Annotated in this window: 15 protein-coding genes; 4 read left to right on the forward strand and 11 right to left on the reverse strand. The window is 46.2% G+C overall.

All coding sequences use genetic code 11. The features are described from left to right. Positions 1-74 precede the first annotated feature (74 nt). The 5 genes from CFT61_RS06960 to CFT61_RS06980 form a co-directional block, all read right to left on the reverse strand. Positions 75-863 (reverse strand): DNA/RNA non-specific endonuclease, encoded by a 789-nt coding sequence (locus tag CFT61_RS06960; protein WP_089543745.1) that lies wholly within the window; start codon positions 861-863, stop codon positions 75-77. A gap of 65 nt (positions 864-928) precedes the next feature. Then, positions 929-1,978 carry an A/G-specific adenine glycosylase gene (gene mutY, locus CFT61_RS06965; protein WP_176425531.1) on the reverse strand — a complete coding sequence of 350 codons (1,050 nt, stop codon included), beginning with the start codon at positions 1,976-1,978 and terminating at the stop codon, positions 929-931. Positions 1,979-1,995: 17 nt separating this feature from the next. Then, positions 1,996-3,249 carry a mechanosensitive ion channel family protein gene (locus tag CFT61_RS06970; protein WP_089543747.1) on the reverse strand — a complete coding sequence of 418 codons (1,254 nt, stop codon included), beginning with the start codon at positions 3,247-3,249 and terminating at the stop codon, positions 1,996-1,998. A 45-nt stretch (positions 3,250-3,294) separates the two neighbouring features. After that, complete coding sequence (gene dacB / locus CFT61_RS06975) at positions 3,295-4,572, reverse strand: D-alanyl-D-alanine carboxypeptidase/D-alanyl-D-alanine endopeptidase (RefSeq protein ID WP_089543748.1); 1,278 nt, start codon at positions 4,570-4,572, stop codon at positions 3,295-3,297. Further along, positions 4,569-4,976 (reverse strand): PH domain-containing protein, encoded by a 408-nt coding sequence (locus CFT61_RS06980; protein WP_089543749.1) that lies wholly within the window; start codon positions 4,974-4,976, stop codon positions 4,569-4,571. Before CFT61_RS06980 ends, dacB begins: the two co-directional genes overlap by 4 nt. Positions 4,977-5,147: 171 nt before the next feature. On the opposite strand from CFT61_RS06980, the gene nadB reads away from it, so the two are divergent. Then, complete coding sequence (nadB, locus tag CFT61_RS06985; protein WP_089543750.1) at positions 5,148-6,737, forward strand: L-aspartate oxidase; 1,590 nt, start codon at positions 5,148-5,150, stop codon at positions 6,735-6,737. Between the two features lie 114 nt (positions 6,738-6,851). Here the strand turns inward: nadB and CFT61_RS06990 are convergent, their stop codons facing one another. Together CFT61_RS06990 and CFT61_RS06995 are read right to left on the reverse strand one after the other, a co-directional pair. Beyond that, on the reverse strand, positions 6,852-7,547 hold the full coding sequence (locus CFT61_RS06990; RefSeq protein ID WP_089543751.1) for a response regulator transcription factor: 696 nt from the start codon (positions 7,545-7,547) through the stop codon (positions 6,852-6,854). 1 nt (position 7,548) lies between these two features. Continuing rightward, positions 7,549-8,925 (reverse strand): sensor histidine kinase, encoded by a 1,377-nt coding sequence (locus CFT61_RS06995; RefSeq protein WP_089543752.1) that lies wholly within the window; start codon positions 8,923-8,925, stop codon positions 7,549-7,551. A gap of 187 nt (positions 8,926-9,112) precedes the next feature. Here CFT61_RS06995 and CFT61_RS07000 point away from each other — a divergent pair, with 187 nt between their 5' ends. Beyond that, on the forward strand, positions 9,113-11,410 hold the full coding sequence (locus CFT61_RS07000) for an outer membrane beta-barrel protein (protein ID WP_176425532.1): 2,298 nt from the start codon (positions 9,113-9,115) through the stop codon (positions 11,408-11,410). A 236-nt stretch (positions 11,411-11,646) separates the two neighbouring features. Continuing rightward, positions 11,647-12,975, forward strand: coding sequence for an ATP-binding protein (locus CFT61_RS07005; RefSeq protein ID WP_089543845.1), 1,329 nt, complete (start codon positions 11,647-11,649; stop codon positions 12,973-12,975). Between the two features lie 114 nt (positions 12,976-13,089). Here the strand turns inward: CFT61_RS07005 and sprA are convergent, their stop codons facing one another. Both sprA and ruvA read right to left on the reverse strand, forming a co-directional pair. Continuing rightward, on the reverse strand, positions 13,090-20,619 hold the full coding sequence (gene sprA, locus CFT61_RS07010; RefSeq protein WP_176425533.1) for a cell surface protein SprA: 7,530 nt from the start codon (positions 20,617-20,619) through the stop codon (positions 13,090-13,092). 109 nt (positions 20,620-20,728) lie between these two features. Further along, positions 20,729-21,343, reverse strand: coding sequence for a Holliday junction branch migration protein RuvA (gene ruvA / locus CFT61_RS07015; RefSeq protein ID WP_089543755.1), 615 nt, complete (start codon positions 21,341-21,343; stop codon positions 20,729-20,731). Between the two features lie 834 nt (positions 21,344-22,177). Here ruvA and CFT61_RS07020 point away from each other — a divergent pair. Further along, complete coding sequence (locus CFT61_RS07020; protein WP_089543756.1) at positions 22,178-23,077, forward strand: diaminopimelate dehydrogenase; 900 nt, start codon at positions 22,178-22,180, stop codon at positions 23,075-23,077. 134 nt (positions 23,078-23,211) lie between these two features. Here the strand turns inward: CFT61_RS07020 and CFT61_RS07025 are convergent, their stop codons facing one another. Both CFT61_RS07025 and CFT61_RS07030 read right to left on the reverse strand, forming a co-directional pair. Then, positions 23,212-24,564, reverse strand: a complete 1,353-nt coding sequence (locus tag CFT61_RS07025) for an ATP-binding protein (protein ID WP_089543757.1) — start codon at positions 24,562-24,564, stop codon at positions 23,212-23,214. Between the two features lie 299 nt (positions 24,565-24,863). Continuing rightward, positions 24,864-26,873: a RagB/SusD family nutrient uptake outer membrane protein gene (locus tag CFT61_RS07030; protein WP_089543758.1), complete on the reverse strand. Its 2,010-nt coding sequence runs from the start codon at positions 26,871-26,873 to the stop codon at positions 24,864-24,866. Between the last annotated feature and the right edge of the window lie 7 nt (positions 26,874-26,880).

The following is a 26,880-nucleotide window of genomic DNA, read 5'->3' on the forward strand; positions in this document are numbered from 1 at the left end:
AGAGAGTCGCCCTGAAAGGGCAAAAGCTTTCAATTTCAAAGCTTTTGCCCTTTCAGGGCGACTCTCTTTGTCTATTACCACTTGTTGATATCAGCTTTTGCCTCTATCTTTTTCTCGATGTTATCAGGAAGTTTGGAGAAGAAATCGTAGCCGGTGATACGCTCCACCTCATCTACCGAGTTGACAAAGTCCTTCTTCTGCAAACCGGTAGCTCCCTGGTTGCGACAGATAAAGCCGATGGCTTGCGGATTCTTGCCGGTGCGGAGGATAACCTTGAAGAAAGCATCAGGCACCACCACCTTGTTCTTACCCAGTTTGCGATGCTGCTTATTCAGGAATATCGGACCGCAGACGATATAGACCTTACCATATTTCTTAGCCCAGGTACGGCATTGCTGTTCTATGCTATTCCAGATTCCCGCATTCAGAGCATGGGTCTGAGGACACATATTGGTCATCAGGAAGCACTCGTCCATAGCCTTCTGATTCCACTTGTTATCACCAGCCGGACAGAGATGACCTCTATCATAACCGCTGTTATAGTAATCAGCCTTCGTTCCCTTAGGTGATGGCATATCCATATCATCCTCAAAGTCGCCACGCTTCAACTTACCCGAAGCATGAGCACGGGTCAAGGTCCATGCCACCCAGTTAGGCTGACGGGTATCATGATTATATGAAACGGTATAGGCAAAACGCTTTCTGATGGTTTGCGATACCTTTTTCTTTGAAACCGGGATTTCCATTCCCGGTGCATCCCCCTGTGCAGCTGGCAACATAGAGGACGACAAGCCCAAAGTAGAGAGCAAAGCGATGGCGCCAGCTATCACCCATCCTCTCATTTTCTTATTGAATTGAATCATCTTTATTCTATATGAAGAGATTATATATATTCAAGTTTCACTTAGTGAGGGTATTGAGACGTATCCTATTCTGCAGGATTGATCTTTTCCAGCATGATTTCTATCAGCCTCGGAACCCCATAGTCTTCTATCTCACTTTCCTTGATCCAGATGTAATCATCTGGGAGTGGAGGACGGTTTTCTGTTTCCAGGAGATAGAAATCGGCAAGAAGGATGCGATGAGTCAGTACGTGCTTGACATCTTTTGCCAGCAAAATCGGATTCTTCACGAAAGAAGGCAGTTCCTTGACATCCGAAACATTATAAGGCTCCCATAATCCCTGCCAGATATCACCTTCTCCACGGCGATGGATGGCAACCATCGGTTCAGGAATTCCTGAATCATCCGCCACCGAAGATTTACACCTTATATATATATAGGAGAGATGGCGAGTCTTCACCTTCACAGTCTTGTTCTTGACGGGCAGTTCCTCCACCCTGCCACAACGCAAAGCCTCGCAGGTTTCTGCAAGCGGACAGAGCAGACACTTCGGAGACTGGGGGGTGCATTGAATCGCACCGAAATCCATCATTCCCTGATTATAGGATGCCGCATCGGAGGCAGGCAAGAGCGATTGAGCCAAAGCAGCAAACTCCTTTTTCCCCTGAGTTGAGTTGATGGGAGTATCGATGCCGAAATATCGGGAAAGCACCCGATAGACATTGCCATCAACCACAGCTGCCGGAATATCGAAAGCGAAAGAGCCGATGGCAGCAGCGGTATAATCACCTACTCCCTTCAGGGATTTGATGCCGTCGAGGGTGTTGGGAAAGTCACCGAGAGCCACAATCTGCTTGGCAGCAGTATGAAGATTGCGGGCACGGGAGTAATACCCCAAGCCCTGCCAGAGTTTCAAGACATCATCCTCGCTGGCTGCTGCCAGATCTTCTACTTTGGGATAGGCCTGCACGAACCGTTCCCAATATTCCCAACCTTGGGCAATGCGGGTTTGCTGAAGGATGATTTCGCTCAGCCAGATAGCATAAGGATCCCTGGTTTCGCGCCAAGGCAGGTCTCTGCCGTTCTCACGAAACCAACGGAGTATTTCTGTTGAAAAAAAAGAGTTATTGATCATTATTATGCTTTTCTTCCCTACTGCTCCGGATATTGCTCGTAAATTTTCAGACCGAATTCATTGGCAAGCGCATAGGCATGCTCCATGATGTCGGCAAGGATATGCTCGTAATTAACCCATACCTTATCCTTGATGAAGAAATAGAACTCGATAGGAAGACCACACTGGGTAGCTTCCATGTGGCGCACCATCAAGGTAAGTTCCGTATTTACCTCAGGGCGTTGACGCAGATATTTCTCCATGAATCTACGATAAAGCTGGAGATTGGTTGGAGCCAAAGCAGCAGGATTCTTCAAGTCCTCAATATCCTTTCCTTCCTGAATATCCTTTTCTATAGCCTTCTGAAGAGATTCCTTCAACTTGAAAGAATCCTCTGTGGCGAAATGCTTGGCAAGCAAGGTCTGCTTCAAGGTCTCATCTACCAATCGGATGCTACGGAAATCAAAATAAACGATTCGCTTCACTCTTCTTCCCCCACTCTTCTGCATGCCAATCCAGTTCTGGAACGAACCGTTCACCAGGGTAGCTGGCGAGATAGTAACGATGGTATTATCAAAATTACGCACCTTTACGGTAGTAAGTGACATATCCTCCACAATACCATTGGCATCTACCGACTTCACGGTAATCCAATCACCCTTGTGCAACATATCATTGCTGGTGAGTCGCACACCGGCAGCCAGACCGAGGATGGTATCCTTGAAAACCAACATCAAGACTGCCGAAGTAGCACCCAAGCCGGCAAACAAGGTCATCGGACTCTTACCCAACAGGATGGCAACCACTACCACTCCAGCCACAAAGAGCATCAATACCCTGAGCACACCGCAGAAGGTATGGAAATACTGCTGAGCCGAAGAGCGGCGCTCTCCGCTATTCTCCAATCCCTTGAAGGAACCGATGAACACCAATACCGTACGTACCGACATCACCACGATATAGATACCCGTAGCACGCTCCAGAATCTCCTTGAATATAGGATATTCCAGATAGATAAGCGGCATGAGCGACCATATTACCACTGCTGGCACGATATGGCAGGCAGAAGTGAGCACCTTCTTATTCAGCAACACATCATCCCAGGAAGCCTCCGTCTTTTCCGTAATCTTCGAGATCAACGGAACTACAATCTTACGACACAGAAAATCGCTCAGCATCGCCAGCAAGATAGCGGTGATGGTGAGCAGGATATGACGAAGCATAGGCACGTAATCGCCGGTGATACCTGCCCATGTTATCATTTCATCTACAAATCTACGAATTTCTTCCATAAACTACAAACAGTAAACTATCAATTCTTAACTATCAACTCCCTATCATGGTTGGCAAAGCAGGTTACAAACCTTGTCTGCAAAATGTCTGGCATTGCTGCCGTGCATGATTCCATTATTGATGATAGAGAAGCAAAGCTCATGTCCATTGGCTGCCGTACAATAGCCAGCCAGCGAGATGATACCGGTCAGGGTACCCGTCTTTGCCTTGACATTGCCGTGGACACTGCCGCTTTTCATACGCTTCTTCAGGGTTCCATCCACACCTGCTATAGGCAAGGAATGAATCAGATGCTGCTTGATGTTGTCGTTGCGGAAAGCATAACGGAGCATCATCACCTCCAGCTCGGCACTGAGATAGTTGTAGAGCGACAAGCCCGAACCATCTGCCAGTCTGTAGCGGGAAGCATCCAGTCCCAGCTTATTGATCAACTGCCGTTCCACGTTGCGGGCACTCTTGGCACTTGCCGGACGGTTGCCCGTAGAAGCCGCAATCTGGTAATACATGCACTCGGCATAGAGATTGTCACTCTCCTTCATCATCTTATGCAGTACCTGGTCCATGGTATGGAAACGGGTACAGATGGTAAAGGCATTGGCAGGACAGGTCTTGGAAGAGGCATACATCTCCTCATATTCGATGCCTGCATCCTTCAACTTAGCCAGGAAACGGTCCATGAAGATGTCCTTGCGGGAAAAAACCAATGGCGAAAGTACCGGATTATCATCATCCCAGCACCAGCCTTCGCCCAGCAATGACGCATCCTTCATCGAACGGTCGGCATATACATTACCCCGAATGGTATCCACACCCATATCCTTGAGACTGTTGACAAATGCCGTCAGGTCATCACTGTTGAAACGGGGATCCATACCTCCCACACAGTAAACATCACCCGTCAGCACACCGTCCTCGATGGTTCCGGTATATTTCAACTGAGTCTTGAACTGATAGGAACCGCCCAACTTGTCAAGTGCGGTGATGGCTGTCAAGAGCTTCATCGTACTTGCCGGGCGCATCAGCTGTCGTTCGTTGTGCTTGTAGATGCAGGAATCAGCATCCATATCCCAGACCATGATCCCCACCTGCGATGTCTCAAACATCTTACTTTCCAAGAGTTTGCCGATACCTACCTGCACCGATTCGGGCCAAGGCAGCTTCAATGTATCAGCAGCCAGGGAATCCAACATTGTGGAGTCGGTCACTTCCGTGTCGTCCTGCGGCTCCACCACTTCTCCTTCAATCACATCCTGAGCCTGCACCGGCATCGCCATGAGCGTAGCCATGATGAAGCTCATCATCATATATATAATCTTTTTCATTGTCTTTTACTAATTTCTTTCTCGAAAGCCTCTTCATTATCGGGCTGCACCGTTACCATATTATGATGTCCGTATTCTATCACCAGACAATGATCCAATCCCAGAAAGGTCTTGGCGGTATGCACGCTGATGATGTCGCATACCGGCACATTTCTGTTGGAAGAGAACCTGCCTTCGTTGATGATGAGATATTCCATCTCGTCATCTCGGTCGATAGGTTTCACCTTCTTGAATGTATAGGTGGTATTCAGAATACGCTCGATCATGCCCACAATGATGATGGCAACGAAAATGCCAATAATCGCCATCTTGACCCAGAAGAAATATCCTGCCAGGAGGGCGAAAACCACCACTCCAACACGAGCCGTCGTATTGAAGCGCTTATGAAAAGTTCTATCTGCCATATCTCGTTCTTTTATCTTTAAAATAGCGTTTTCAGCTACTATTTGATAGTCTAAAAGACTATATTACCTTAAAATTCGCTGCAAAATTACAAAAAATCCCTCTCTTATTACTCTTTTTAAAGAGAAATTAGTACTTTTGCAAACAATTAAGCATTATTAGAATAAACTCACATGGTTTATAAGTATGATTTTCTGATTATCGGCTCAGGAGTTGCCGGTATGAGTTACGCTCTGAAAGTAGCCAGAGCGCATAAAGGTAAAGTGTGTATGATCTGCAAAACCTCACTCGATGAGGCAAACACTTCATTTGCACAAGGTGGTGTGGCGTCAGTTACCAACTTGGAAGTAGATAACTTCGATAAGCACATACAGGATACAATGATCGCTGGTGATTACATCAGCGACTATCAGGCTGTGAAGCAGGTTGTCACCATGGCACCAGAGCAGATCAAGGAGCTCGTGCAGTGGGGTGTCAATTTCGACAAGCAGCAGGATGGCAAGTTCGATCTTCATCGTGAGGGCGGACACAGCGAGTTCCGCATTCTTCATCACGCAGATGATACAGGTGCTGAAATCCAGCGCGGTCTGATGGAAGCTGTGCGTAACTGCCCAGACATCGATATCAAGGAAAATCATTTCGCTGTAGAAATCATCACTCAGCACCACTTGGGTGCTCGTGTTACCCGCCGTACACCTTATATTAACTGTTACGGAGCCTACGTTCTGAATCCTGATACCCAGAAGGTGGATACCTATCTGAGCAAGGTTACCGTGATGTGTACCGGTGGATGTGGTGCCGTTTATCAGACTACCACCAACCCAGTCATCGCTACCGGTGATGGCGAGGCGATGGTTTACCGTGCCAAGGGTACCGTAGCCGATATGGAGTTCGTACAGTTCCACCCTACAGCCCTCTATCATCCTGGAGAGACCCACCCTGCATTCCTCATCACCGAGGCAATGCGTGGATACGGCGGCATCTTGCGTCTGCCTAACGGCGAGAGCTTCATGGAGAAATATGATGAGCGCCTGAGTTTGGCTCCTCGCGACATCGTGGCCCGTGCCATCGATAAGGAGATGAAGATTCACGGATTGGATCATGTCTGCCTGGATGTTACCCATAAGAATCCGGAGGAGACCAAGCGTCACTTCCCTAACATCTATGCCAAGTGTCTCAGCATCGGCATCGATATCACCAAGGATTACATCCCGGTTCGTCCTGCCGCTCACTACATGTGTGGTGGTATCAAGGTAGATTTGAACGGCTGTTCAAGCATCAACCGCCTCTATGCCTTGGGCGAGTGCTCTTGCACCGGTCTGCATGGTGGCAACCGTCTTGCCAGCAACTCTCTCATCGAAGCTGTGGTTTATGCAGAGACAGCTGCCAAGCACAGTCTGGAGCATGTGGATGAATACGATTTCAATGAGAAGGTTCCTGCCTGGAACGACGAGGGTACCTTGACCAACGAGGAGAAGGTATTGATTACCCAGAGCGTCAAGGAGGTGGGCGAATGCATGAGCAACTACGTGGGCATCGTGCGCAGCGACCTTCGCCTGAAGCGTGCCTGGGACCGTCTCGACCTTCTTTACGAAGAGACCGAGAATCTCTTCAAGCGTGTGAAGGTAAGCAAGGAGCTCTGCGAGCTCCGCAACATGATCAATGTAGGTTATCTCATTACCCGTATGGCTATCGAGCGCAAGGAGAGCCGTGGTCTTCACTATACCATCGACTACCCTGTTCACGCTTACGACAAGAAATAAAGTTTTTTTCAAGCTACCATATAAAGTCGCCAGGATATTCTCACACGATATCCTAGCGGCTTTTTCTTTGCTTATATGAAAGCTCAAATACTTAATGACACTAATGACGCGCCCTTATTTGTTAGTTTTTAACAGGAAGCCAACTTTCGGGATTGTTTCTAATTTAATACTCTCATCAACCGATAAGATTTTTCTTAGTTGCGAAATGTAGTTATCTAAACTGGGATCAGAATAGTTGCCATCAGGCCATAGTTGACATTTCAAAGTTTGACGAGTCGTAATCTTCCCTAGATTTTGTGCCAATATACTAAGCACCTCAAACTGTTTCTGTGAAAGATGAATTTGATCGTTATTTTTAGTATATAGAGCATGGAATTGCATATGCAAGTTTAGACAGCCTATTTGGATATCGGTCACTATCCCTAACTTTTCATCAGTTTTTGCAAAACGCTGGATGTATGCGCCAAGTTCATCTATCTCAAATGGTTTCTTCAAGAAATGAAAAGCCCCGTTCTCCAATGCTTTTGAGATGTAATCCATCTGAATATGTGAGGACATAATGATAACAGGTATGTTGATGGCATGAAGCTTCAATTCTTTTAGTATCTCGATGCCATTTCCCATGCCTACCTCAACGTCTAGTACCAATATATTAGGTTGGACCTCAAAAATTTTATCCAAAAGTCCATCCAATGAGTCTAGATAGTAAGGTTTCATACTTAACTCTTCTAAGCCCAGTACCAGTGTAGTGCCTAGCAACTTATCGTCATCCACAATGATTACTTTCAATTTTTCCATTTTTCTTGCCATTTTATTGTGCCTTAGGAAGACTGAAGGTAAAACAGCTTCCCTTTCCTAATTCACTATTTACGCGTATTCTTCCATGATGTGCTTCCACCACATATTTCACCACAGCCAATCCGATACCATATCCCTTAACCTGTTTATGCTGCCGCACACGGTAGAACTGTCTGAAAATCAACTTCTGGTCCTTGGGTGTAATGCCCCATCCATCATCGGTTACGCTAACCTCGATATTTTCGTCTATATTTCTGATTAACACTTGAACATTCACTCCGTCATCAGAATATTTCAGTGCATTCTCCACCAGATTTCTCATCACATTACGGATATATAATTCGTCGGCATATGCCATGTTATCTCCATGCGTCTCATCGGAAATTACGATGTTATGCGGCTTCTTCTTATATAATATGTCCATATCTGTCTTAACGATATTTGTTAATTCTAGAAGACTGACCTTCTTCAAATTGAGTAATATTCTATCATTGCCACCCTTGGCTGCAAGCAATATAGATTCTATATCGCTCTCCAGCAACTTAGCCTTGTCACTTGCTTGTGAAATTACATCCAACAATATCTTATCTTCCTTTACCTTTACTTTTAGCAAACTCAATACAGAGATAACGCTATTGATAGGAGCCTTAAGATCGTGGATGATACCATTAACGCCTAGTTCTCGATTTCTTAGAAGCTGCTCTTTTCTCTTTATCACTAAGAGGTGATAACCGATGCAAACTACAGCTATCAGTACAAATAGTACAGACAGAGCCAATGTCCATATAGAGTGTGCTATAAACTTAGAAGGTGGAACAGGCATAGCAACTCTTACAAATCGGAGATTGGCTAAATTTACTGCTACATCTTTTGAGCAAACCCACGAGGAAGGGACTTTCTTAACTCCTTCTGTCTTTATTATCTTTTTATTTTTGTCGAGTAAGAATATGGAGCGCTCTATCTTGTCTTCCATTCTTCTGCTAACTATTTCATTCAGATTAGCTAAATTTAGAGGCTTTCCTTCTTGCTCCAACATATCTTGTGACAGCAATATGACGGCATCCCCATAATTACTCAATATTCCTTGTTTTTTTAGGGAACCAATATCTAAAGTTTGCAAATCTAAGCCAGGTTCTTTTATTTTTTTCTCTTGAATTTTGTCAGTTGCATTGAATACTTTATATCGAATATGGTGTTCTCCATTTTTATCAGGATTATTTTTGCTTTTTGCTCTATTATGGTATTCCTCGTCAACTGATTGTACCAGCATATCATTAATCTCATCAATACATTTTAACTTGTATTTTTGATACTGCAAGTGTACATTATATCCTTGCAGGCATACTATCATTATGATAGCTAACAATGCTATAGAATATACTTTCTTCATAATCCTTACTATTTAAACACTGCAAAAGTACAAAAAAAAATCGAACTTGGAACAAATAATATCTGCTTATTAGAAAAATATTAGATTTTTGTTAGAATTTATAAGGAAAACATTGATTACCTTTGCAACCGATTAAAATAATTATAAAGACATGGTCACATTAACTAAATTTTTAAAAGAGAAAATTATGAAGAAAAAGATATTATTGCCATTTCTGTGCATAGCAACTATGCCTGCCATGGCTCAACACATCACTGGAAAAATTATCAATGAGCAGGGCGAAGCCTTGCCTTATGCGAATGTATTCTTGCTTAACCAGCAGGACTCCACATTTATAAAAGGCACTGTAAGCGACGAGAATGGTGCATTCTCACTGAATGGATACCAAAATGGCGATATTCTCAAAGTATCTACCATGGGATATAAGACAAACTATCTTATTTGCCATAATGAATCTATTGGTAATATCACCCTGCAGGATGACGCCAAGCTGTTAGGTGAAGTCGTTGTGAAGGGACATCGCAACTACGTGAAGTCTAACAATATGGGATTAACCGTCTCTATGATAGGTAACCCTTTGTCTAAGTTGGGTTCTGCCTTGGATGCCATCAAGCAGATGCCATTAATTGATGGCATAGGCAATAATATTTCGGTATTGGGCAAAGGAACTCCAGAGATTTACATCAACCAGCGAAAGGTAAGAGACAATTCTGAACTGCAACAACTCTCCTCTCAGAATATCGAAAGAGTAGAAATCATCACCAATCCTGGAGCTAAATATGAGGCAGATGTGAAGTCGGTCATTATCATCCATACCAAAAAGCAGGATACAGGATGGGCAGGCTTAGCAAAAGCCGGTGCTACACTTTCTGATGTTTCATACGGGAGAACGGGCCTGGACTTGTCTTGGACTGGCAGCAATAGACTTGGAGTGTATGCCGGAGCCAATTATGCCGGGGACGGAGAAAAGCAAACAGGCTACTATCTGGAAAAGTTTGGCAATAATGAGTATGAAACAAAAACAAATACTACCTATAAGAATCGTGCGCATAAGTTAAACGCCAATATAGGTGCTAGTTACGACTTTGGAGCCAATTCTCTGGGCATCCGTTATGAATTTAGCAGAAAACCTAAGGGAAAATACTCTTCAACAAATGACATCCAGACAAATGTAGAGCCAGAGAATGCACAGCTTGAGTCAACGAGTGAACAGTCAAAGCAAAATACACGCCATTATCTCAACTCTTATGCTATATTGAAATTCGGTGAAAAGAAGAACTATCAGTTGGCGGCAGATGTGGACTATCTTTACAACTACTCCAATGAACTCTCTGATGTCAACGAGCAAGGTGAGAACTATGCGAATCATATTGGTACAGTAAGTCATAGCAACAATCACCTGGTAGCGGGCAAGGCTAATTTCACTGCTTCATGGAAGGCTGTAACTCTAGACTTAGGCACCCAATATTCGTATACCAAGACTCGCCAATCTTTTGTGGGAAGCACCTCTCATGACGAGGCTCTCTTTGATGCTTCTCATGATGAGGAACGCCAGCATCTGACAGCAGGATACATTACGGCAAATTGGCAGCTTAGCCCTTCATGGAGCGCAAGAACAGAACTGCGTGTAGAGAACACCGACTTTGCTTATATACTTAATGGTGAGAAGGTTGCTGAACAATCTAAGAGTTTTACGGATTGGCTTCCATACGTAAGCATTGATTATCAGAACGACAATCTGAGTTTGGGATTATCTTACAGCTCTTCAGTTGACCGTCCTAGCTATAGTATGCTGAGCAATACTTATTCTTATGCCTCGCATACATCATGGATGCTTGGAAATCCTTTGCTGAAATCATCACTAGAAAGAGAGCTAAGTTTGGATGTGAGTTATCTTAAGATGAGCTTGAGCCTCTCTTATGTACATAGCATGAGAGAACTTGCCACAACTTATTCATATATGGAAAACAAGAAGGTAAATATCATCAAAAATGTAAACTTACCTAGCTATGATTATTTTCAGATGGTGGCAGGGCAAAGATTGGACATAGGCATCTGGCATCCTACGCTATACGGTGTGCTGAGATTGCAGAAGTTGGAATATGGTAATCCCGAAAAGTCATACAACAAGCCGTTGTTTAATATGACTATGCGCAACCGCTTTGACTTACCTTGGGGAATCTATGCTTATTTCGATGGAATATGGGTTAGCAAAGGATATTCTGCCACTAACTATACCAAGGGATATGTTCTCCTTGACATGGGACTTAACAAGAGCTTGGGCAATTGGGCATTTACCATCTACTGGAATGATTGCTTCAAGCTTTGGCGTCAAAAGAACTTGATTGAGACCAATGGAGTGTCTTTCTATCAAAACCTCAAGGGCGGTGTTCACAATGTATCTCTCAATGTAACATATTCTTTCAACAAGAAGAAGAGTTATCGAGGCAAGGGCGCAGCTCGGGAGGAAATAAACCGATTGTAAAACAGAAATCAGTTGGAGCTGGGAAGCTAAGCAAAAAGCCGCCAGGATATTCTCACACGATATCCTAGCGGCTTACAGGAAAATTCAAATCCTTAATAACACTAAAGATTTTGGTAAAACGACATATTTTCACTAAAAAGATTTTGGTAAAACGACATATTTTCGCCAAAAAGATTTTGGTAAAACATATTTTTTATGTAACTTTGCACCCATAAGACATTGAAAATATGGAGAATATGATATTTAAGAGAAAAATATATAGCCAAATGGCTAAATGGAAGGAAATTTCCAAGGGAAGTACAGCCCTCCTTGTAGAGGGTGCTCGCCGTATTGGAAAGTCAACTATCGTAGAAGAATTTGCCAAGAATGAATACGAATCATACATTTTGATAGATTTCAATGAGGCTTCCAAGGAAGTGAAAGCACTCTTTGATGATCTTATGAATATAGATTTCATTTTTCTTTTCCTGCAGAATGCTTACAATAAAACATTGCATGAGCGAAAGTCGGTTATCATCTTCGATGAGGTACAACAATGTCCGAAAGCCCGACAAGCCATCAAGTATTTGGTAAAAGACGGTAGATATGACTATATAGAGACTGGCTCACTTATCAGCATACATAAGAGCACTAAGGACATTAGTATCCCTAGCGAAGAACATCGTATCGAGATGTTTCCGATGGATTACGAAGAGTTCAGATGGGCCATGGGGGACACGGCTAGCGTGCCTCTGCTGCGTCAAGTTTTCGATAAGAAAATATCTCTAGGCGAGGGAGTCAACAGATTGAAGATGAGAGAACTACGCCTATATATGTTGGTAGGAGGAATGCCACAAGCTGTCAATGTTTATCTTAACACTAACAATCTACAGCAAGTAGATACCGTTAAGCGACAGATTCTCCAACTATATGCTGATGATTTCAGAAAGATAGACCCATCGGGCAAAATATCCAAACTATTCATGTCTATCCCAGCCCAATTGAGCAAGAACCAGCTCCGCTATCAGCCTACTTCTGCTGTAGGAAGAATGGCAGCTGAGAAAATAGATGAGTTGATACTCAACTTAGAAGACAGCAAGACGGTTAACATTGCGTACCACACGGATGATCCGAATGTAGGTATGCCACTGACAGCCAACATCAACAAGTACAAACTGTACATAGGCGATACGGGACTATTCGTAACTTTGGCTTTCTGGGACAAGGATTATACGGAGAACATCATCTACCAGAAACTGTTGAGCGACAAGCTATCCACCAATATGGGATACGTATTTGAGAATCTGGTTGCCCAAATGCTGAGAGCCTCAGGCAACAGACTCTTTTACTATACTTTTCCAAAGGATGCCACGCATTCTTACGAAATCGACTTCTTGTTGTCACGCGGCAATAAGTTGTGCCCAGTAGAGGTCAAGTCGTCTGGTTACAAAACGCATGCCTCGCTTGATGCTTTCTGTCAAAAATTCTCCGACAGGATAGTACATCCATACTTGGTTTACACCAAAGATCTACAGAAAGATGGGCAAACACTCTTGATTCCGATTTACATGACCCCATTCTTATAAAGTAAGAATGCGCTGGGAGCGCAGGTTTGTTACCTACCCTCCCAGCGACAACCTTGCAAAACACAATGTCTTTTTTTATTGTACCTTTGCACCGCAGTTGGGCGATAAAAAACATCATCTCGTCAGCGAGAACTTGATGCTCAGACCGAAATCCTGCGTGGTCGTCGGATAACTGCTGCTCGACAAGAGCGGGGTATTGGTCTGGCGATCATAGTAGAAACTCATGGTGAGCATCTTGCTCAAGGTATAATCAGCCGTGAAGCTCAGCTTCAGGGCATTGTTGCCGCTACTGGCGCTGCTTGTCATCGTGGCTATATCACGGACGATGGCTGCCTGCTTGCGGAAACTGAAGTCGAGACGCAGGTTCAGGTCGTGATTAGGACCGTAGTTCTGGGTCTGATTCTTGCCCTTGCTTCCGTTTCTGCTGTTCTGCTGGGCACTCGTTCTTCCCTTCACCTTGTGTGCCTTTGGAGCACCGAAGAGATTGAAGTTGTTGATGCGATAGCCCATACCTACCACCCAGTCTTTGCTCAGCGCCTCGTTCACCTGTACACTCGTCATACTGAGGTTCAGCACTCGGGTCTGGCGATACTCACCCTTGATAGTCATATTGTTGTTCAGCGTAACATCCATACCGAGCAATGGCGAAAATGCCTCGTTGATGCTCACCTGAGAAACATTGAACATGCTGCTAGGCGATGGATTGCCCGTAGAGGCATCCGTCACGAAGCCCAGACCATTCATATACTCCTGATAGGTACTGTAGCTGCTATAGCTGCCCACGGCAAAGATGCTCTTGTAGGCGTGGTTGATGTTCACACTCTTGAAATGCTCACGGAACCAAGGCAACTTGCCCAAGCCGCTATAGCGGACGGTCCAGTTTGGCAAGAGTCGGCTCAATGCCGGGAAAATGGAGAGCGAACTGCCGCCCATCGAGGTATAGGCATTGAGGAATGCAGGAATCATCACATCACCACTATACGGATTAACCGGTGTGCGGGAAGCATCATACTTGCCTCCACCCAAGGTAGAACCCACAGGATATACCGTTCCGGCATACTGCGACTCCACCCGCTGGCGGAAACCATCGAGCGAGTTGACAAACTTCTCGAAAGTCCTGCTGCGATAACCACTGTTGGCATTTCCGATGCCCTCGAAAGCCGAACTCAGCGAGATGGTAGTCATCTGGAAAGTTCCGCTCTGGGTGGTCGGTGTACCTTCATACATATATTGTATGCTCTTCTGCGTGGTCATGGTGCGGGTGGCAGAAAGATCTATCTTGAAATCCCTGACAGGTTCCAGGGTGGCACGCAGCTGCAGATTCTCGGTCTTGCTGGTAGTAGCCGGCGTAGCAATCGAGTCGTTGCAGAGCAGCCAGTCGTTGTCTCTTGCCTTTCCGATATAGCTGTCATCCACCAGTCCGAAGGCGAAATCCAGTCCCGGCGCCATCGTTCCCACTTTCTTCTGTCCGAAGGCATCCCCCACATGAGGAGTAAAGCCCGGCAGAAGCATCTGATAGTTGTTGCGGTAGGTGAAGCTCACCTTGCGCAGCATCATTGCCAGTCGGGCTACCGTCTGGGCTGTCCGATACCATCTTTCGTTATCGAGCGGCTCTTTCGGCATCACCGTAATCTTCAGCTTCATCATGCTATCCACCTTCGACTTGATACGAATCTGGTTGTTATCCACCTTTTTATATTTCAGATGATACACCTTTCCATCCTCCGTCTTAGCAGAAATGATGAGTCGCTTGCTGTTCTTGCCATGTCTGATGAGCAGGGTAGTATCCGGCAGGAGGGTGATTTCCTTCTCGAAAGCCTTCCTGTTTTTCGGAAGCGCCTTTGCCAGATCTACCTGATTCTTCTGCATATCGTTCTTCTGCTGGGCATTCTTCTGCAAAGCCTGCTTCCGCCTGGCTTCCTTCTCCTTCTTCTTCCTCTCTATCTCACTCCTGCTTATCGAGCGGTTGAATCGGTCATTCGCCTTCTTGAGGAATGGGATGTGGTTGTAGAGGCGCACCAGGTCGAAGCTTCCGTTAATCGTCAGCTCGCGCTGGGTGTTGATGGTGTTGCCATACGAGTTGCCGTTCTCATCCTCCGTACCTCGCTCCCAAGTATAGTTGGCGTTGTAGGAGGCATCGGTATTCACCCAGTCGAAGACAGGCAGCAGATGGATAGGCAACTTATAGGATGCCGTGAAGTTCTGACTGTAGTCGAGCGGCGTACCCCAGCTCTTCACACTCTGCCATACCGAACTCCGATACACCGAATCCTTCCAGGCATGATACTGGTCGGCATAGAGATCGGCATTCACATCCGGATAAGGCACATCTACCTGTGCATGGGTGGCACTCTGGAAGTTCATGTGCAGGTTCTTGGTCAGATCCCAGCGCAGAGAGAACTCGCGGTTCCAGAGGAACTGGTCGCTCACGGTGAGCGGCAGCTGCGAATTGAGCGTACTCTCCATATCGCGTTCCTGCAGCTCATAGGTCTCGTGCGTCATCTCCGTATTGAAGGCTATGTTCTGAGGCAACCAGTTTAATCCGAATCGCTTCAGAATGTCGAGCCACTTGCTCTTGTTCTTCCACTTCTTGAAAGGTTCCCACGCCTTATAGACCGGTGTCCAGGAATAATCCAGGGCTCCGCGCCAGTTGTCCCGATTCTCGAAGACCGTGGTCTCACCCGTGGTATGCTGATGGGCATGACTGTAGGTAAACGAGAAGTTGGCTGGATCGTAAGGCATCGGATGACGACGGGTGGCGATACCTACCCGGGCATTGGATACCGAGAAGTTGGTCTGGGTGACTTTGGTCACGGCGATGTTCTCGATAGAGTCCCGCTCAGCCTTCGAACCGGCGGCATCCAGCGCATCCTTCAGTTCCATATCCGTATCCAGCGGATTGTATTTCGGAGAGGTCTTCTCCTTCGTCACACTATAATATAAAGGTATGCTTACCTTCGCCTTGTCGGGGAAGAACTTACCCATCTCCAACGAGGTGGTCACGCTATAGGCACCATAATTATCGGTGCTGCGGCTAGCCACGCCGTCTTCCAGACCGCCGAAGCCTTCGCTCATATAGCGTCCGGTGGCATTCACGCTACCCAGATCGGAGAGCTGCACGTTCAGATTGGCATTGGCAGCCCATCCTCCCTTGTTGTTATGCTCCAGAAGCCGGAGCTCGTTGACCCAGACTTCTCCGCTCTTCACCTCATCCGAATTGTTTCTCACACCTATCATCAGCGTCTTTACCTCTCCCAGGCTCGGATTGCCCACAATGGTGATCCGGTTGCCCGGATGTTCAGCATCCATCATCACATAAGGTGCCATATAGGAAGCCATACCAGCAGCCTTCGCCTTGTTGCGCTCCTTCTTGAGACTGGTAAATACACTCAGGTTTACATTGAGCATATTCTCCTCCGGCCAGACCAGCTTTCTGTCGGCAGAACTGTTGCGGTTATAATTGTTGCGAGGTTCGGTCAGCTTGAGCGGAATCTCATACTCATAGTAATTGTTCTTATAGTCGCTGCCCAGACGGATGAAGACCGCCAGCTGGTCGTTCTTCAGATTGGTGGCGTTCTGCTCCAGGGCATTGGCATGGGCAAACATCTGTATGCGCTTGTACTGGCGGAGATCGAGGGTAGAGTTCTTATATACCGCCTTTGCCTCGCCATGGGTCAGATCCTTCACCACCATACTCAGCGCCTGCTCGTTTGCCTCGACAAGCTGTGGCTGCGATGGGTCCTGTTCACGGCTGATACCCGGAGGAAGCACATAGTTGACCGGTGTCTTCTCGGCATTTTCCTCAAGACTGACTGCACTCGCCTCCAAGGTTCCGCCACTGGCTGCACCCAACGGCTGGTCGTAGGTACGCCACTTGCTGTGCACCAGGTCGAGCGTACCGAAACGGAGCACGATAGGCTTCTTGAAGTTGGTGAGGAACATTCGCATGAAGCGGATGCTGGAGAAATCGTTGATGTTTCCCTGGCGCTTCTCAAACTCATCCACAGGAATGCGGAACTGATACCAGGTAACCGTGGATTTCGTGTTGTCTCGCCAAGTCTGGGTGTATTCCCGCTTATCCACGATGAAGTTGCTGCCCACCACGAGATCTTCCGGACGGATGCTGACGTGATACTGGAAATACTTCTCGTATTCGTTCAGCGTATAGTCCTGGTTGATGTCCTCCACATCCGGTGTAGATTTATAGGAGGTATCATAACTCTCGGTACGGCTTTCGCTGTCAGGCGAATTGCCTTGAGGGTTGTTAATGTACTTATATCGTTGAAGGATGGGCGCACGCATCTCATCCCAGTCAGATCCTCTGAAATAGTGATAGTTATCCCGGGCTGGGTCGGCAAAGATACTGTCGAACACCGCCTGGTTCACCTTTCCCTGTATCTGGTCGAGATAGGCACTCTTGTAGAATTCCTGCTCTTCGGCATCGGTCAGACCATTGAATCCCACATCCTGCAGGGCACGGCTTCCGCTGGTGGTGGCAAATGCGTATGTCACGGTGCTCTGCGTAGGAATCTTACCCCACTGCGTATAGGTGAAGCTGTTGCTGCCATCCACCGGCATTCCGCTCTCATAAAACTTCTTGCCATCACGCAGGATATCCTCGCTCACCTCGCCCAGGTTGATGTAGAAGTCGCCACCATAGTCGGCTGCATCCGATTGCTCTCGGGAATAGATGAACGGATCGAGCATCCAGAACTCGATATACTCCACGTTTGCCTGCTCGAAATCGTTGGTATCCAGCTTGCGCATCATTCCACCCCAGTTGCGGGACGGATTGGCAAGGGTACCATCCGACTGCAGATCGGATACATTGAAGTTGTAAGGTCCCGGCTCCGATGGATAGTAAGCCAGATTGAGAACACTCAGGGTGCTGGTGGCTCCCTGATAGGTGCTCTGCTGGCGCAGAGGGAAAAGCTCCTTTACATACACCTCTCTCACGTAGTGGTTGCTCAACTGCTTGAGGTCGCTCTTGATATGGCCCGGAGTGAGCGAACTTCCCCGTCGGGTGAAAAGCGGATCGATGGTGTACCAGGCAAGGCGGGAACGATGGTAACCGCTGGTCAACCCCGTCTTGTCATTGTAATCATCCTTGAAGTTGAGCGACGGCACACTGGAGATAACCCACGAAGTAGGAGTCATCACGTCGATGGTTCCCTTGGTATTCTCGAAGTCATCAATATACGAAGCATTGTCCTGCACTCCTCCTGCCTCGCCCGCCAGAAGCTGGGCAAACTCACTCTTGAAGGAGATGTAGGAAGGTTGGGTGAGATGCAGGAACGGTATCTTGTCGAGCATATTGGTAAGCCATTGGCTCTCCTTCTTCCAGTTCAGGTTGATGCCCCAGAGCGTATTCTTCAGCGGTTCGCTGCCCATCGCCACCTTGTTGGTGAGCGCCTGTTCCGAGAGATGCTGCAAGGTTCCGCTGATCTGGAAATTTTTGGAGAATTCATACTCCCAGTTGAATCCTACCATCGTCTTTCTCATCTGTCCGTAATCGGTATTGCTCTCCAGGGAGACGTTGACCGCCGTACCGGCATCGATGATGCTCTGATTGAGGATGGTCACCTCGCCGGCATTGTAATCCACCGAGTAGTCGGTACCCTCCTTCAGGGTAACGCCACCTGCCGTCACCACCACCGAACCCTGCGGCACATTGTAGGCATCGAGGGAGATGACATTGGCTGCCGAACCCTTGAACTGTCCCACAATGAGATACTTATTCTTTTCGGCTATCTGCCTGGCGATGGTCTTCGTACTGTCATAGAGTTCGGTGAAGGCATACTTCTCAGCCTGCTCCTCAGACACGCCCTTCTTCACGAGATAATCCTGCATATAACTGCCGAACGGTTCCACCTTCGGCATGAACACGCGACCATTCGATACGGTATAGCCCTCTACATAATCGAAGTAGCCATTGCTGCGCGCCTTGTTGTTGTTATCGAGTCGGTCGGCACCCAGCACACGGATGATAGGCTGGTTCTTCACCTGCGTTTCCGGAATATAGTTGACATAGACACCCGTTGTATCACTCTGATATTTCACATCGAGGCGGAACTTTTCCTTTTCCACCTGCGAAGAGAGATAATATACGTTCTTCATCATCAGGTCCCAGTTGCCCTGCTGTGGATTGCAACTGGTATTCTTCAGCGACTTCACGAAGAGAGCCTGCTTGGTATCGGTGATATCCGAGGCAAACTCGCCCACCTGATAGGTCACTCCGCCATAGGTATATTCGTATGCCACGGCAAGAACCTGGTCGGTCTGCAGACCAGACTTCAGCGAAACATATCCCATCGCCTGGTTCACGGTATATTCAGAGGAATTGAGCAGACGGGCACTCTCCAGCTTCTCGAAATCGCTGCCGCCTATCAGTCCGCCACCTTCCAGAACAGAGGCTGTCTGGTTGATATCACGGGCAGCGGCAAACTGACCTGTCATCGATGCATACTCGGTATTGGCATTGTTAGCCGGCACCATCGTTCCTCCTGCCCCCCACATCGGATTGCTCACCTTCTCGTTTTCTCCCAGGTCGGTCAGGGCGATGATGTTTCGGGTATTCGTGGTGGTTCCCGTCTTGTTGGTTACCCAGATTTCCACACGGTTGATGGTGATACCCGTCAGCAGATTCGGCAGTTTCTGCATCCAGGCATCATAATGACTGCGGAAATACTGAGAGAGGAAGAAGTGACGGTTTTCCTCGTAATCTGCCACATTAAGCTCGAAGGGAGTAAGCTGCACGCCACCCCGGCTCGATACACTCTTGGAAGCCGACTTCTTCTGCGAGAACACCGTCTGCAGCTTGAGCTTGCCAAACTGCATATCGGTTCTTACACCGAAAAGACTGCTGGCGCCCTTGATGAGCGAGGAGTTGCTGGGAAAGGATACATTGCCCGCCTCAACCAGCTTGATAATCTCATCTTCCTTGCCATCATACTTCAGCTTCATGTTCTGGGCATCGTAGTCGAAGGTGGCATCGGTGTTGTAATTCAGGTTGAGATCCATCTTATCGCCCACCTTTCCATTCACGTTGAGATTGATCTTCTCATCAAAGTTCATCATCGTGGTCTTTCGGTTGCGGATAGGCAGCGACGGGTTGTCGATATTCTTCTTGTTGATACCAAACTTCAGTTCGGCAGTACCCTGGGTCTTGACACGGATTCCACCGGGACCGAAGATTTTCTCGGCAGGTCCCAGATCGAAGTGCATATCAGAGAAATCGAACTTCTCCTTGCCCTTCGCCTGATAGATTTCATCGTTCTTCTGGCGATAGAAGGCATTGCGCTCGTTCTGTTCCGTCCATTTCATATATTCATCCGGAGTGAGCATGATGGGAGCCGAAAGCCAGGTATTTCCCATGCGGTTGCCGATGACATAACGATTGAGGGTATCATTGTAGATGACCTGATACTGGAGGGCATCAGGACGCTTGAGGTCGAGTGGACTCTGATAGAGATCGTTCAGGGAATAAGGTTGGGTAAGCTGGATTTTCCAACGGGGATGCAGCAGGGAATCAGGAATCGTATCCTCATCTACCTGAATGGGCTGGTGCTTTGGAAGCTTCTTCTCTTGCTGCGGAAAAGGCAAAGCGAGGGCATAGCCGAAGGTTGCCACCATCAGCCAAGCCATCAAAAAATAAAAGATTCTTTGCCCCTTCATAAAGTTACTGGATTTGCTTCAGCCAGAAGTGATATAATTTACTTCTGCCAAAAGTGATTTAATTTGCTTCAGCCAGAAGTTACTTAATTTGCTTCAAGGCAAGCTTTACAACCTGCTCCACCGGCAGGTCTGGCTGCGCCTTCAGGATATCCACTACTACCTTGGCAGAAGGTGCCGGCGAGAAACCGAGCATGGTGAGGGCACTGACAGCCTCATCCTTGATATCATTGTTCACCATCACCACATTACCGCCATTAGCCGGCAGCTCATCGGCGATGCCCAGACTCACAATCTTATCCTTCAGGTCGATGATGATGCGCTGGGCGGTCTTCAATCCGATACCCTTCACGGTCTTCAGCATCTTGTCGTTGCCAGTAGAAATCACATTGCAGAGTTCGCTTGGCGACATCGACGAGAGAATCATTCTCGCCGTATTGCCTCCCACACCCGATACGGTAATGAGCTGGCGATAAAGTTCGCGCTCCTGCTTGGAGGCGAAACCGAAAAGGGTGAAAGAGTCATCTCTTCCACCTGCCACCAAGACCTCATGCACGTAGAGTTTTACTTCCTGCTTGCCCTGAATGGCAGTATAGGTATTGAGCGAAATATTGAGTCCGTACCCCACCCCTGCAGTCTCTACTACTGCCATTGCCGGAGTCAGTTCGGTCAGATCGCCATGAATATATTCTATCATTTTAATTTTCTCCTTACTATTTAAACACTTGGTTATACCTCTTTCATAAATTAATTATAATAATATGAACGCACGGAATAGGGATTTATTGTATCCGGCATTGGATTATATTGCTGACACCCCTATAAGAAAAAGCCTTTATCCCCTATGGAAATTGTTTTTAAGACTAGAAGAAAGTTCCATTCATAAGTTTTGAACGTACATTCAAAGCTTTTGAACGCACATTCAAAACTTTTGAACCGACATTCAAAACTTATGAACGGAGAATTCTATTAGGTACAGGAACAATTTCCTTTAAAGGTAGAAAGTAATTCCTTTAAGGGTAGAAAGTAATTCCTTTAAAGGTAGAAAGTAATTCCTTTAAGGGAATAATTATTTTCCCTTAAGGGTAGAAACAATTTCCCTTAAGGGTAGAAACAATTTCCCTTAAGGGTAGAAACAATTTCCCTTAAGGGTAGAAACTAATTCGACCTGTACGGTTGAAATTACCCAATACGCCCTGAAAGGGCAGAAGCTCTTAGCCCAGGGCATCGCCCTGGGTAATTATGAACGCACCCCCGACGCCCTGTAAGGGCAAAAGCTTTAAAGAAGCAAGGCTATCTCTTAAATCCTTGAAATCACGAAACTGTAAGGAATCTCTTCCAGAACCCTTACAATTCCCCCTTCATTCTACCTAGAAACTATGATTTTATTACCTTTTGCAAGTTTTATGAGTTAAAAATCTATTAAAACGTCACGTATTTCAAGAAAAAGCTATACTTTTGCAACCGGAAATAGATATCTAGAAGGAATTATCCAAAATAAACAACAATATAAAAGAAATAAATACATCAAATGAAAAAGTTTAGAGCAGCCGTAGTAGGTTACGGCAACATCGGTAAGTTTACAGTAGAAGCTCTCGAAGCAGCTCCTGATTTCGAGATCGCAGGTATCGTTCGTCGCCAGGGTGCTAAGGACAAACCAGCTGAGTTGGCTAACTATGAGGTAGTAGATGACATCACCAAGTTGAAGGATGTAGATGTTGCTATCCTCGCTACTCCTACCCGTTCTTGCCCTGAGTATGCAGAGAAGATCGTTGCACTCGGCATCAACACCGTAGATAGCTTCGATATCCACACCAGCATCCTTGACTATCGCACCAAGCAGATGGAGAACTGCAAGAAGGCTGGCAAGGTGAGCGTTATCTCTGCCGGTTGGGATCCAGGTTCAGACTCTATCGTACGTGTATTGATGGAAAGTCTGGCTCCAAAGGGATTGACCTATACCAACTTCGGTCCTGGTATGAGCATGGGTCACTCAGTTTGCGTTCGTAGCAAGAAGGGCGTCAAGGAAGCGCTCTCTGTTACAATCCCATTAGGCGAGGGTATCCACCGCCGTATGGTTTATGTAGAGTTGGAGGAAGGTGCCAAGCTTGAGGATGTTACCGCAGAGATCAAGGCTGACCCATACTTCGCTCACGATGAGACCCACGTATTCGCCGTAGCATCTGTAGATGATGTAAAGGATATGGGTCATGGTGTGAACCTCGTTCGCAAGGGTGTATCTGGCAAGACTCAGAACCAGCGTTTCGAGTTCAACATGAGCATCAACAACCCTGCCCTCACAGCTCAGGTATTGGTTAACGTGGCTCGCGCTTCATTCCGTCTCCAGCCAGGTTGCTACACCATGCCAGAGATTCCAGTGATCGACATGCTCCCAGGCACTCGTGAGGAAGTCGTTGCAACACTCGTATAAGACTTTGAACTTTGAGGTTTGAACATTGAACTTTATGATTAGTTTAACTGGTTCAGATTCAAAGTTAAGCAAATAATAAAGGCTCGCAAGAAATTTCGATTTCCTGCGAGCCTTTTCCATTCAACTAAAACCACTTATAATAACCCTGTCATATACAATGGCAAATAAGTAATCCCCTCCTCTACTTTCAAATCAGCCGTATGCAAAACATACGGAGTGGCCAGATAACTATCATATTTAGCGATGCACTTTTTAAGAGAAGTGAGCGTGTATCTATTAGTTGACTTCACTTCTATCGGTGAAATATTATGCTTTGACGTTATTGTATCTTTGGCTATCAGGAAATCCAGTTCCATCCTTTCTTTGGCATCATCCTTACTATATTTGGAAAAGAAATACAGCTTATGCCCTGCCGAACGTAACATCTGAGCAACAATATTCTCAACTATCATTCCGCCATTGAACTCCAGTTTATCTACCAGAAGCTTGTTATATAAGTTTTCAGATACTATCGTATTTTCATTGAAAGCATGACTGATGAGCAAACCCGTATCAGCCATATAGCATTTCAATGTCGTATCATCGGTATTCATTCCAAGACCGATGCTTGGCTCTGTCGTATTATAGGCCATATTGACTATCATGGCATCTGCCAGCCAAAAGAAAGCCGTTTCATAATCCCGCATTCTCGCCCCTTCTGTAAGTGCTTTCAACATAAATTTCTTCTCATGTTTTTGAAGTTGAGAAGGAATTGTATCAAAAATCTGGGTAACTTTAAATACATAAGTTGAAGCATACTTTTGAATATCATTACGATATAAGGTAAGAATTTGTCGCTTCACACGATCCACCTTATTGAAATCTCGAGTTTCTACAAATTTAGCTACAGCCTGTGGCATTCCTCCAACAATAAGATACTGTCTGAAATAGTCCATTGCCATACGATGCATCATCTGTCCCATCTCATGCTTTTTCTGAAAGTTCATTCGTATAAGCGGCATCAGGGTTTCATTGTTCAATGCCCACAAGAACTCCTCGAAATCCATAGGATACATCAATATTTCTTCCTCCTCAGAAGGAATCATAATATCCTCAACGTTCTTTTTGATAGAAACAAGCGAACCAGTCTCGATATAATCGTAGCGTCCATCTTCAACCAGATACTTAATAGCAGTACGAACCCGAGGATACAATTGCACTTCATCAAAGATAATAACCGATTCTCTTGGATATAGAGGTGTATTGGTGAAACTGCTCAAATACATAAAGAATGTATCCAAGTCATCTAGATAGGTTTCGAACAAGGATTTTATGTTCTTTCCTATCTTATTGAAGTCAAGCAAAATATAACTCTTGTATTCTTCTTGAGCGAATTCCTTTACGATATAGCTCTTTCCTACTCGGCGGGCACCATTGATGAGAACAGCACTTTCTCCGTTCTGTTCTTCCTTCCATTTCTTGAGTTGATCATATACTTTTCTTCTCATAATTTACACCTATCCTAGATTAATTATATCGGATAAATACACCTATCCGTGATTAATATTTTCCGTTTCTTACACCTATCCGCGATTATCGGATAGCACAAATACACACCTATCCGCGATTATCGGATGGTGCAAATATACACATATCCGCGATTATCTCCAAGGAAAAGCCAGTTTTTTAATATTTCTTAATCTTAAAAGGCTCGCAAGAAATCGAAACTTCTTGCGAGCCTTTTTAGTATCTTATGCCTTAATCTCTTTATTTCAAGACATAAGCTGAATGAATATGTTCACACGCTTTACTCTACTGCAGTTGCACCCTGTCCGGCAACCAATGGCCAACCTGGGTTCTGGTAAACTACAGATGTGGTAAGATCGGTCTGGTCACCCGCTGCTGTCTGACGGAATACGCTCTGTGCGATAGGAGACAGATAGTGAGCAGGAGTAAAGTGATAACCATCAAATACCTGGTTGTTAATCTTAGAAATCTGGTATGGACGGATATAGTCGCCACTAATGGTCTTATCACTCATATTACCCTTACCTCCTTCAACATCTACGATAGCGAGGTTGGTTGTACCATCGAGCCATTTGCCCTCGTAAACAGTACCCCAGTACTTCATACCTTCAATCTGGTAACCGTTTACCTGGTCGCAAGCACGCCAGCGGATCAAGTCCTCCCAGCGGGAAGCCTCACCAATGAACTCATCACGACGCTCACGACGGATGTTGTAAGTAGTAGCATCAACCAACTGACCGTGAGAGTAAGCACCGAAGTCCCACTTAGCCTCCTCCTGCATGTTGGTAGCTGCGATAGTCTTGTTGTAATCAGGATCTACCTTGGCACGGATGCGGAGAGCACGCCAGTACTTATCGGCTGTAGCGTCGATAGTATGGTTCTTCAACCAGGAAGCCTCCATGTAGTTGAGGAGAGCCTCTGTGCCACGGAATACGATGCTACCACTTTCGCCGTAGTCGTGATTGAGTCCCTGCTGGGAATCATAGTTTTTACCCTTCTTTACTGCGAAACCTGTCACCATACGAGTCTCGTTGTTGCCCTTTACTGTCCATGAGAGGTCGGTTGGAACAGCACCCTCACTGGTGTAGTTCTCGATAGATCCATCCATCTTGGTGAAGAGCTGGATGCGAGAATCGCGATTCTGCAAGGTAGCCTTCACACCCTGTTTTTCCCAAGTTGGGTCGTAGCCTGAGCCGGCAGCGTAGATAGGCAAACCATTGCGCATGAGGAATGAGTTGACGAGACCACGTGTCCAACCAGTACCACCGCCGTTGCGCTGCAACTGCATCTGCACGTTGTGGGTAACGTTAGCCTTTGCCTTATCGAAAGCACGGTACATTAAAACCTCGCTATAGCCGCTCATATCCTTATCACAGAACATGGTGAAGTAAGGATTGAGACTTTTCAAACTTGCATCCTGTCCCTCTGGAGCATCCGTATTCTCTACAAGGTTGCCAACGAGCTTATCACCCAATTCCTTAGAAGACTTCATAGCCTCATCGAGGAAGTGATTGATGGAAGAATCGATGTCAAAGCCCTTGATATCCTCAGCCTTGCCTGGCCAACCTGGACCACCTGGCACAAACGCAGTACCCTTGTGATACTTCTCCCATGTAGCCTCGAAGAGGGCTGCACGTGAACGGAGCAGAAGGGCTGCATCGCGAGAGATGCGGTTCTTGCCACCAGGAGCTGATTCCTGCAGAAGACCGAGTGCCTTGTCAAGGTCGTCGAGAATCTGCTGAGCTACCTTATAACGTGGCTGGCGCTTGGAAGACGCAACGAGAGTTTCCTTGTCATCAGGAAGCGCATTGAGCACGATAGGGAAATCACCCAAAGACTGCAACTTGTCCAAATAAAGGTAAGCACGGAGGAAGTATGCCTCACCAATGTAGTGGCGTACCTGAGCCTCAGCACCACTAATCTGCTTAGCCTCGAATTTTGGCAGTACCTGATCCAGGAAATAGTTCACCGAGCGGATATTACCGAAATCCCAAGCACCACCACTCTGACCTACTTTCCAGTTTCCAGGAACCCAACGGCTAGAATAACCGGTTCCCGCCTGGTTATCGGTATCGTTATCATAAGCAAAGGTACTCATACCATAGCTACCAGGACCAATACTTGTCAATACACCATAGAGATTCACGGTGTAGGCAGCCAGGTCGTCGGCGCTAGTAAAGAAAGACGCAGGTGTCACGTTGCTTTCAGGCTCCTTGTCAAGATAGTCATTGCAACTTGTCAGACCGAGCGTCGCGCCCAATAAGAGCATTGAAATATATTTAATTTTCATAAATTGT

This window comes from Segatella copri (assembly GCF_002224675.1).
GTDB classification, from domain to species: domain Bacteria; phylum Bacteroidota; class Bacteroidia; order Bacteroidales; family Bacteroidaceae; genus Prevotella; species Prevotella copri_U.

Coding starts and splice junctions, on each gene's coding strand:
- CFT61_RS07030 (WP_089543758.1), bottom strand. CDS start 26,873: ATGAAAATTAAATATATTTCAATGCTCTTATTGGGCGCGACGCTCGGT.
- ruvA (WP_089543755.1), bottom strand. CDS start 21,343: ATGATAGAATATATTCATGGCGATCTGACCGAACTGACTCCGGCAATG.
- CFT61_RS06990 (WP_089543751.1), bottom strand. CDS start 7,547: ATGGCAAGAAAAATGGAAAAATTGAAAGTAATCATTGTGGATGACGAT.
- CFT61_RS06960 (WP_089543745.1), bottom strand. CDS start 863: ATGATTCAATTCAATAAGAAAATGAGAGGATGGGTGATAGCTGGCGCC.
- CFT61_RS07000 (WP_176425532.1), top strand. CDS start 9,113: ATGAAGAAAAAGATATTATTGCCATTTCTGTGCATAGCAACTATGCCT.
- CFT61_RS07005 (WP_089543845.1), top strand. CDS start 11,647: ATGATATTTAAGAGAAAAATATATAGCCAAATGGCTAAATGGAAGGAA.
- mutY (WP_176425531.1), bottom strand. CDS start 1,978: ATGATCAATAACTCTTTTTTTTCAACAGAAATACTCCGTTGGTTTCGT.
- nadB (WP_089543750.1), top strand. CDS start 5,148: ATGGTTTATAAGTATGATTTTCTGATTATCGGCTCAGGAGTTGCCGGT.
- CFT61_RS07020 (WP_089543756.1), top strand. CDS start 22,178: ATGAAAAAGTTTAGAGCAGCCGTAGTAGGTTACGGCAACATCGGTAAG.
- CFT61_RS06970 (WP_089543747.1), bottom strand. CDS start 3,249: ATGGAAGAAATTCGTAGATTTGTAGATGAAATGATAACATGGGCAGGT.
- dacB (WP_089543748.1), bottom strand. CDS start 4,572: ATGAAAAAGATTATATATATGATGATGAGCTTCATCATGGCTACGCTC.
- sprA (WP_176425533.1), bottom strand. CDS start 20,619: ATGGCTTGGCTGATGGTGGCAACCTTCGGCTATGCCCTCGCTTTGCCT.
- CFT61_RS06980 (WP_089543749.1), bottom strand. CDS start 4,976: ATGGCAGATAGAACTTTTCATAAGCGCTTCAATACGACGGCTCGTGTT.
- CFT61_RS07025 (WP_089543757.1), bottom strand. CDS start 24,564: ATGAGAAGAAAAGTATATGATCAACTCAAGAAATGGAAGGAAGAACAG.
- CFT61_RS06995 (WP_089543752.1), bottom strand. CDS start 8,925: ATGAAGAAAGTATATTCTATAGCATTGTTAGCTATCATAATGATAGTA.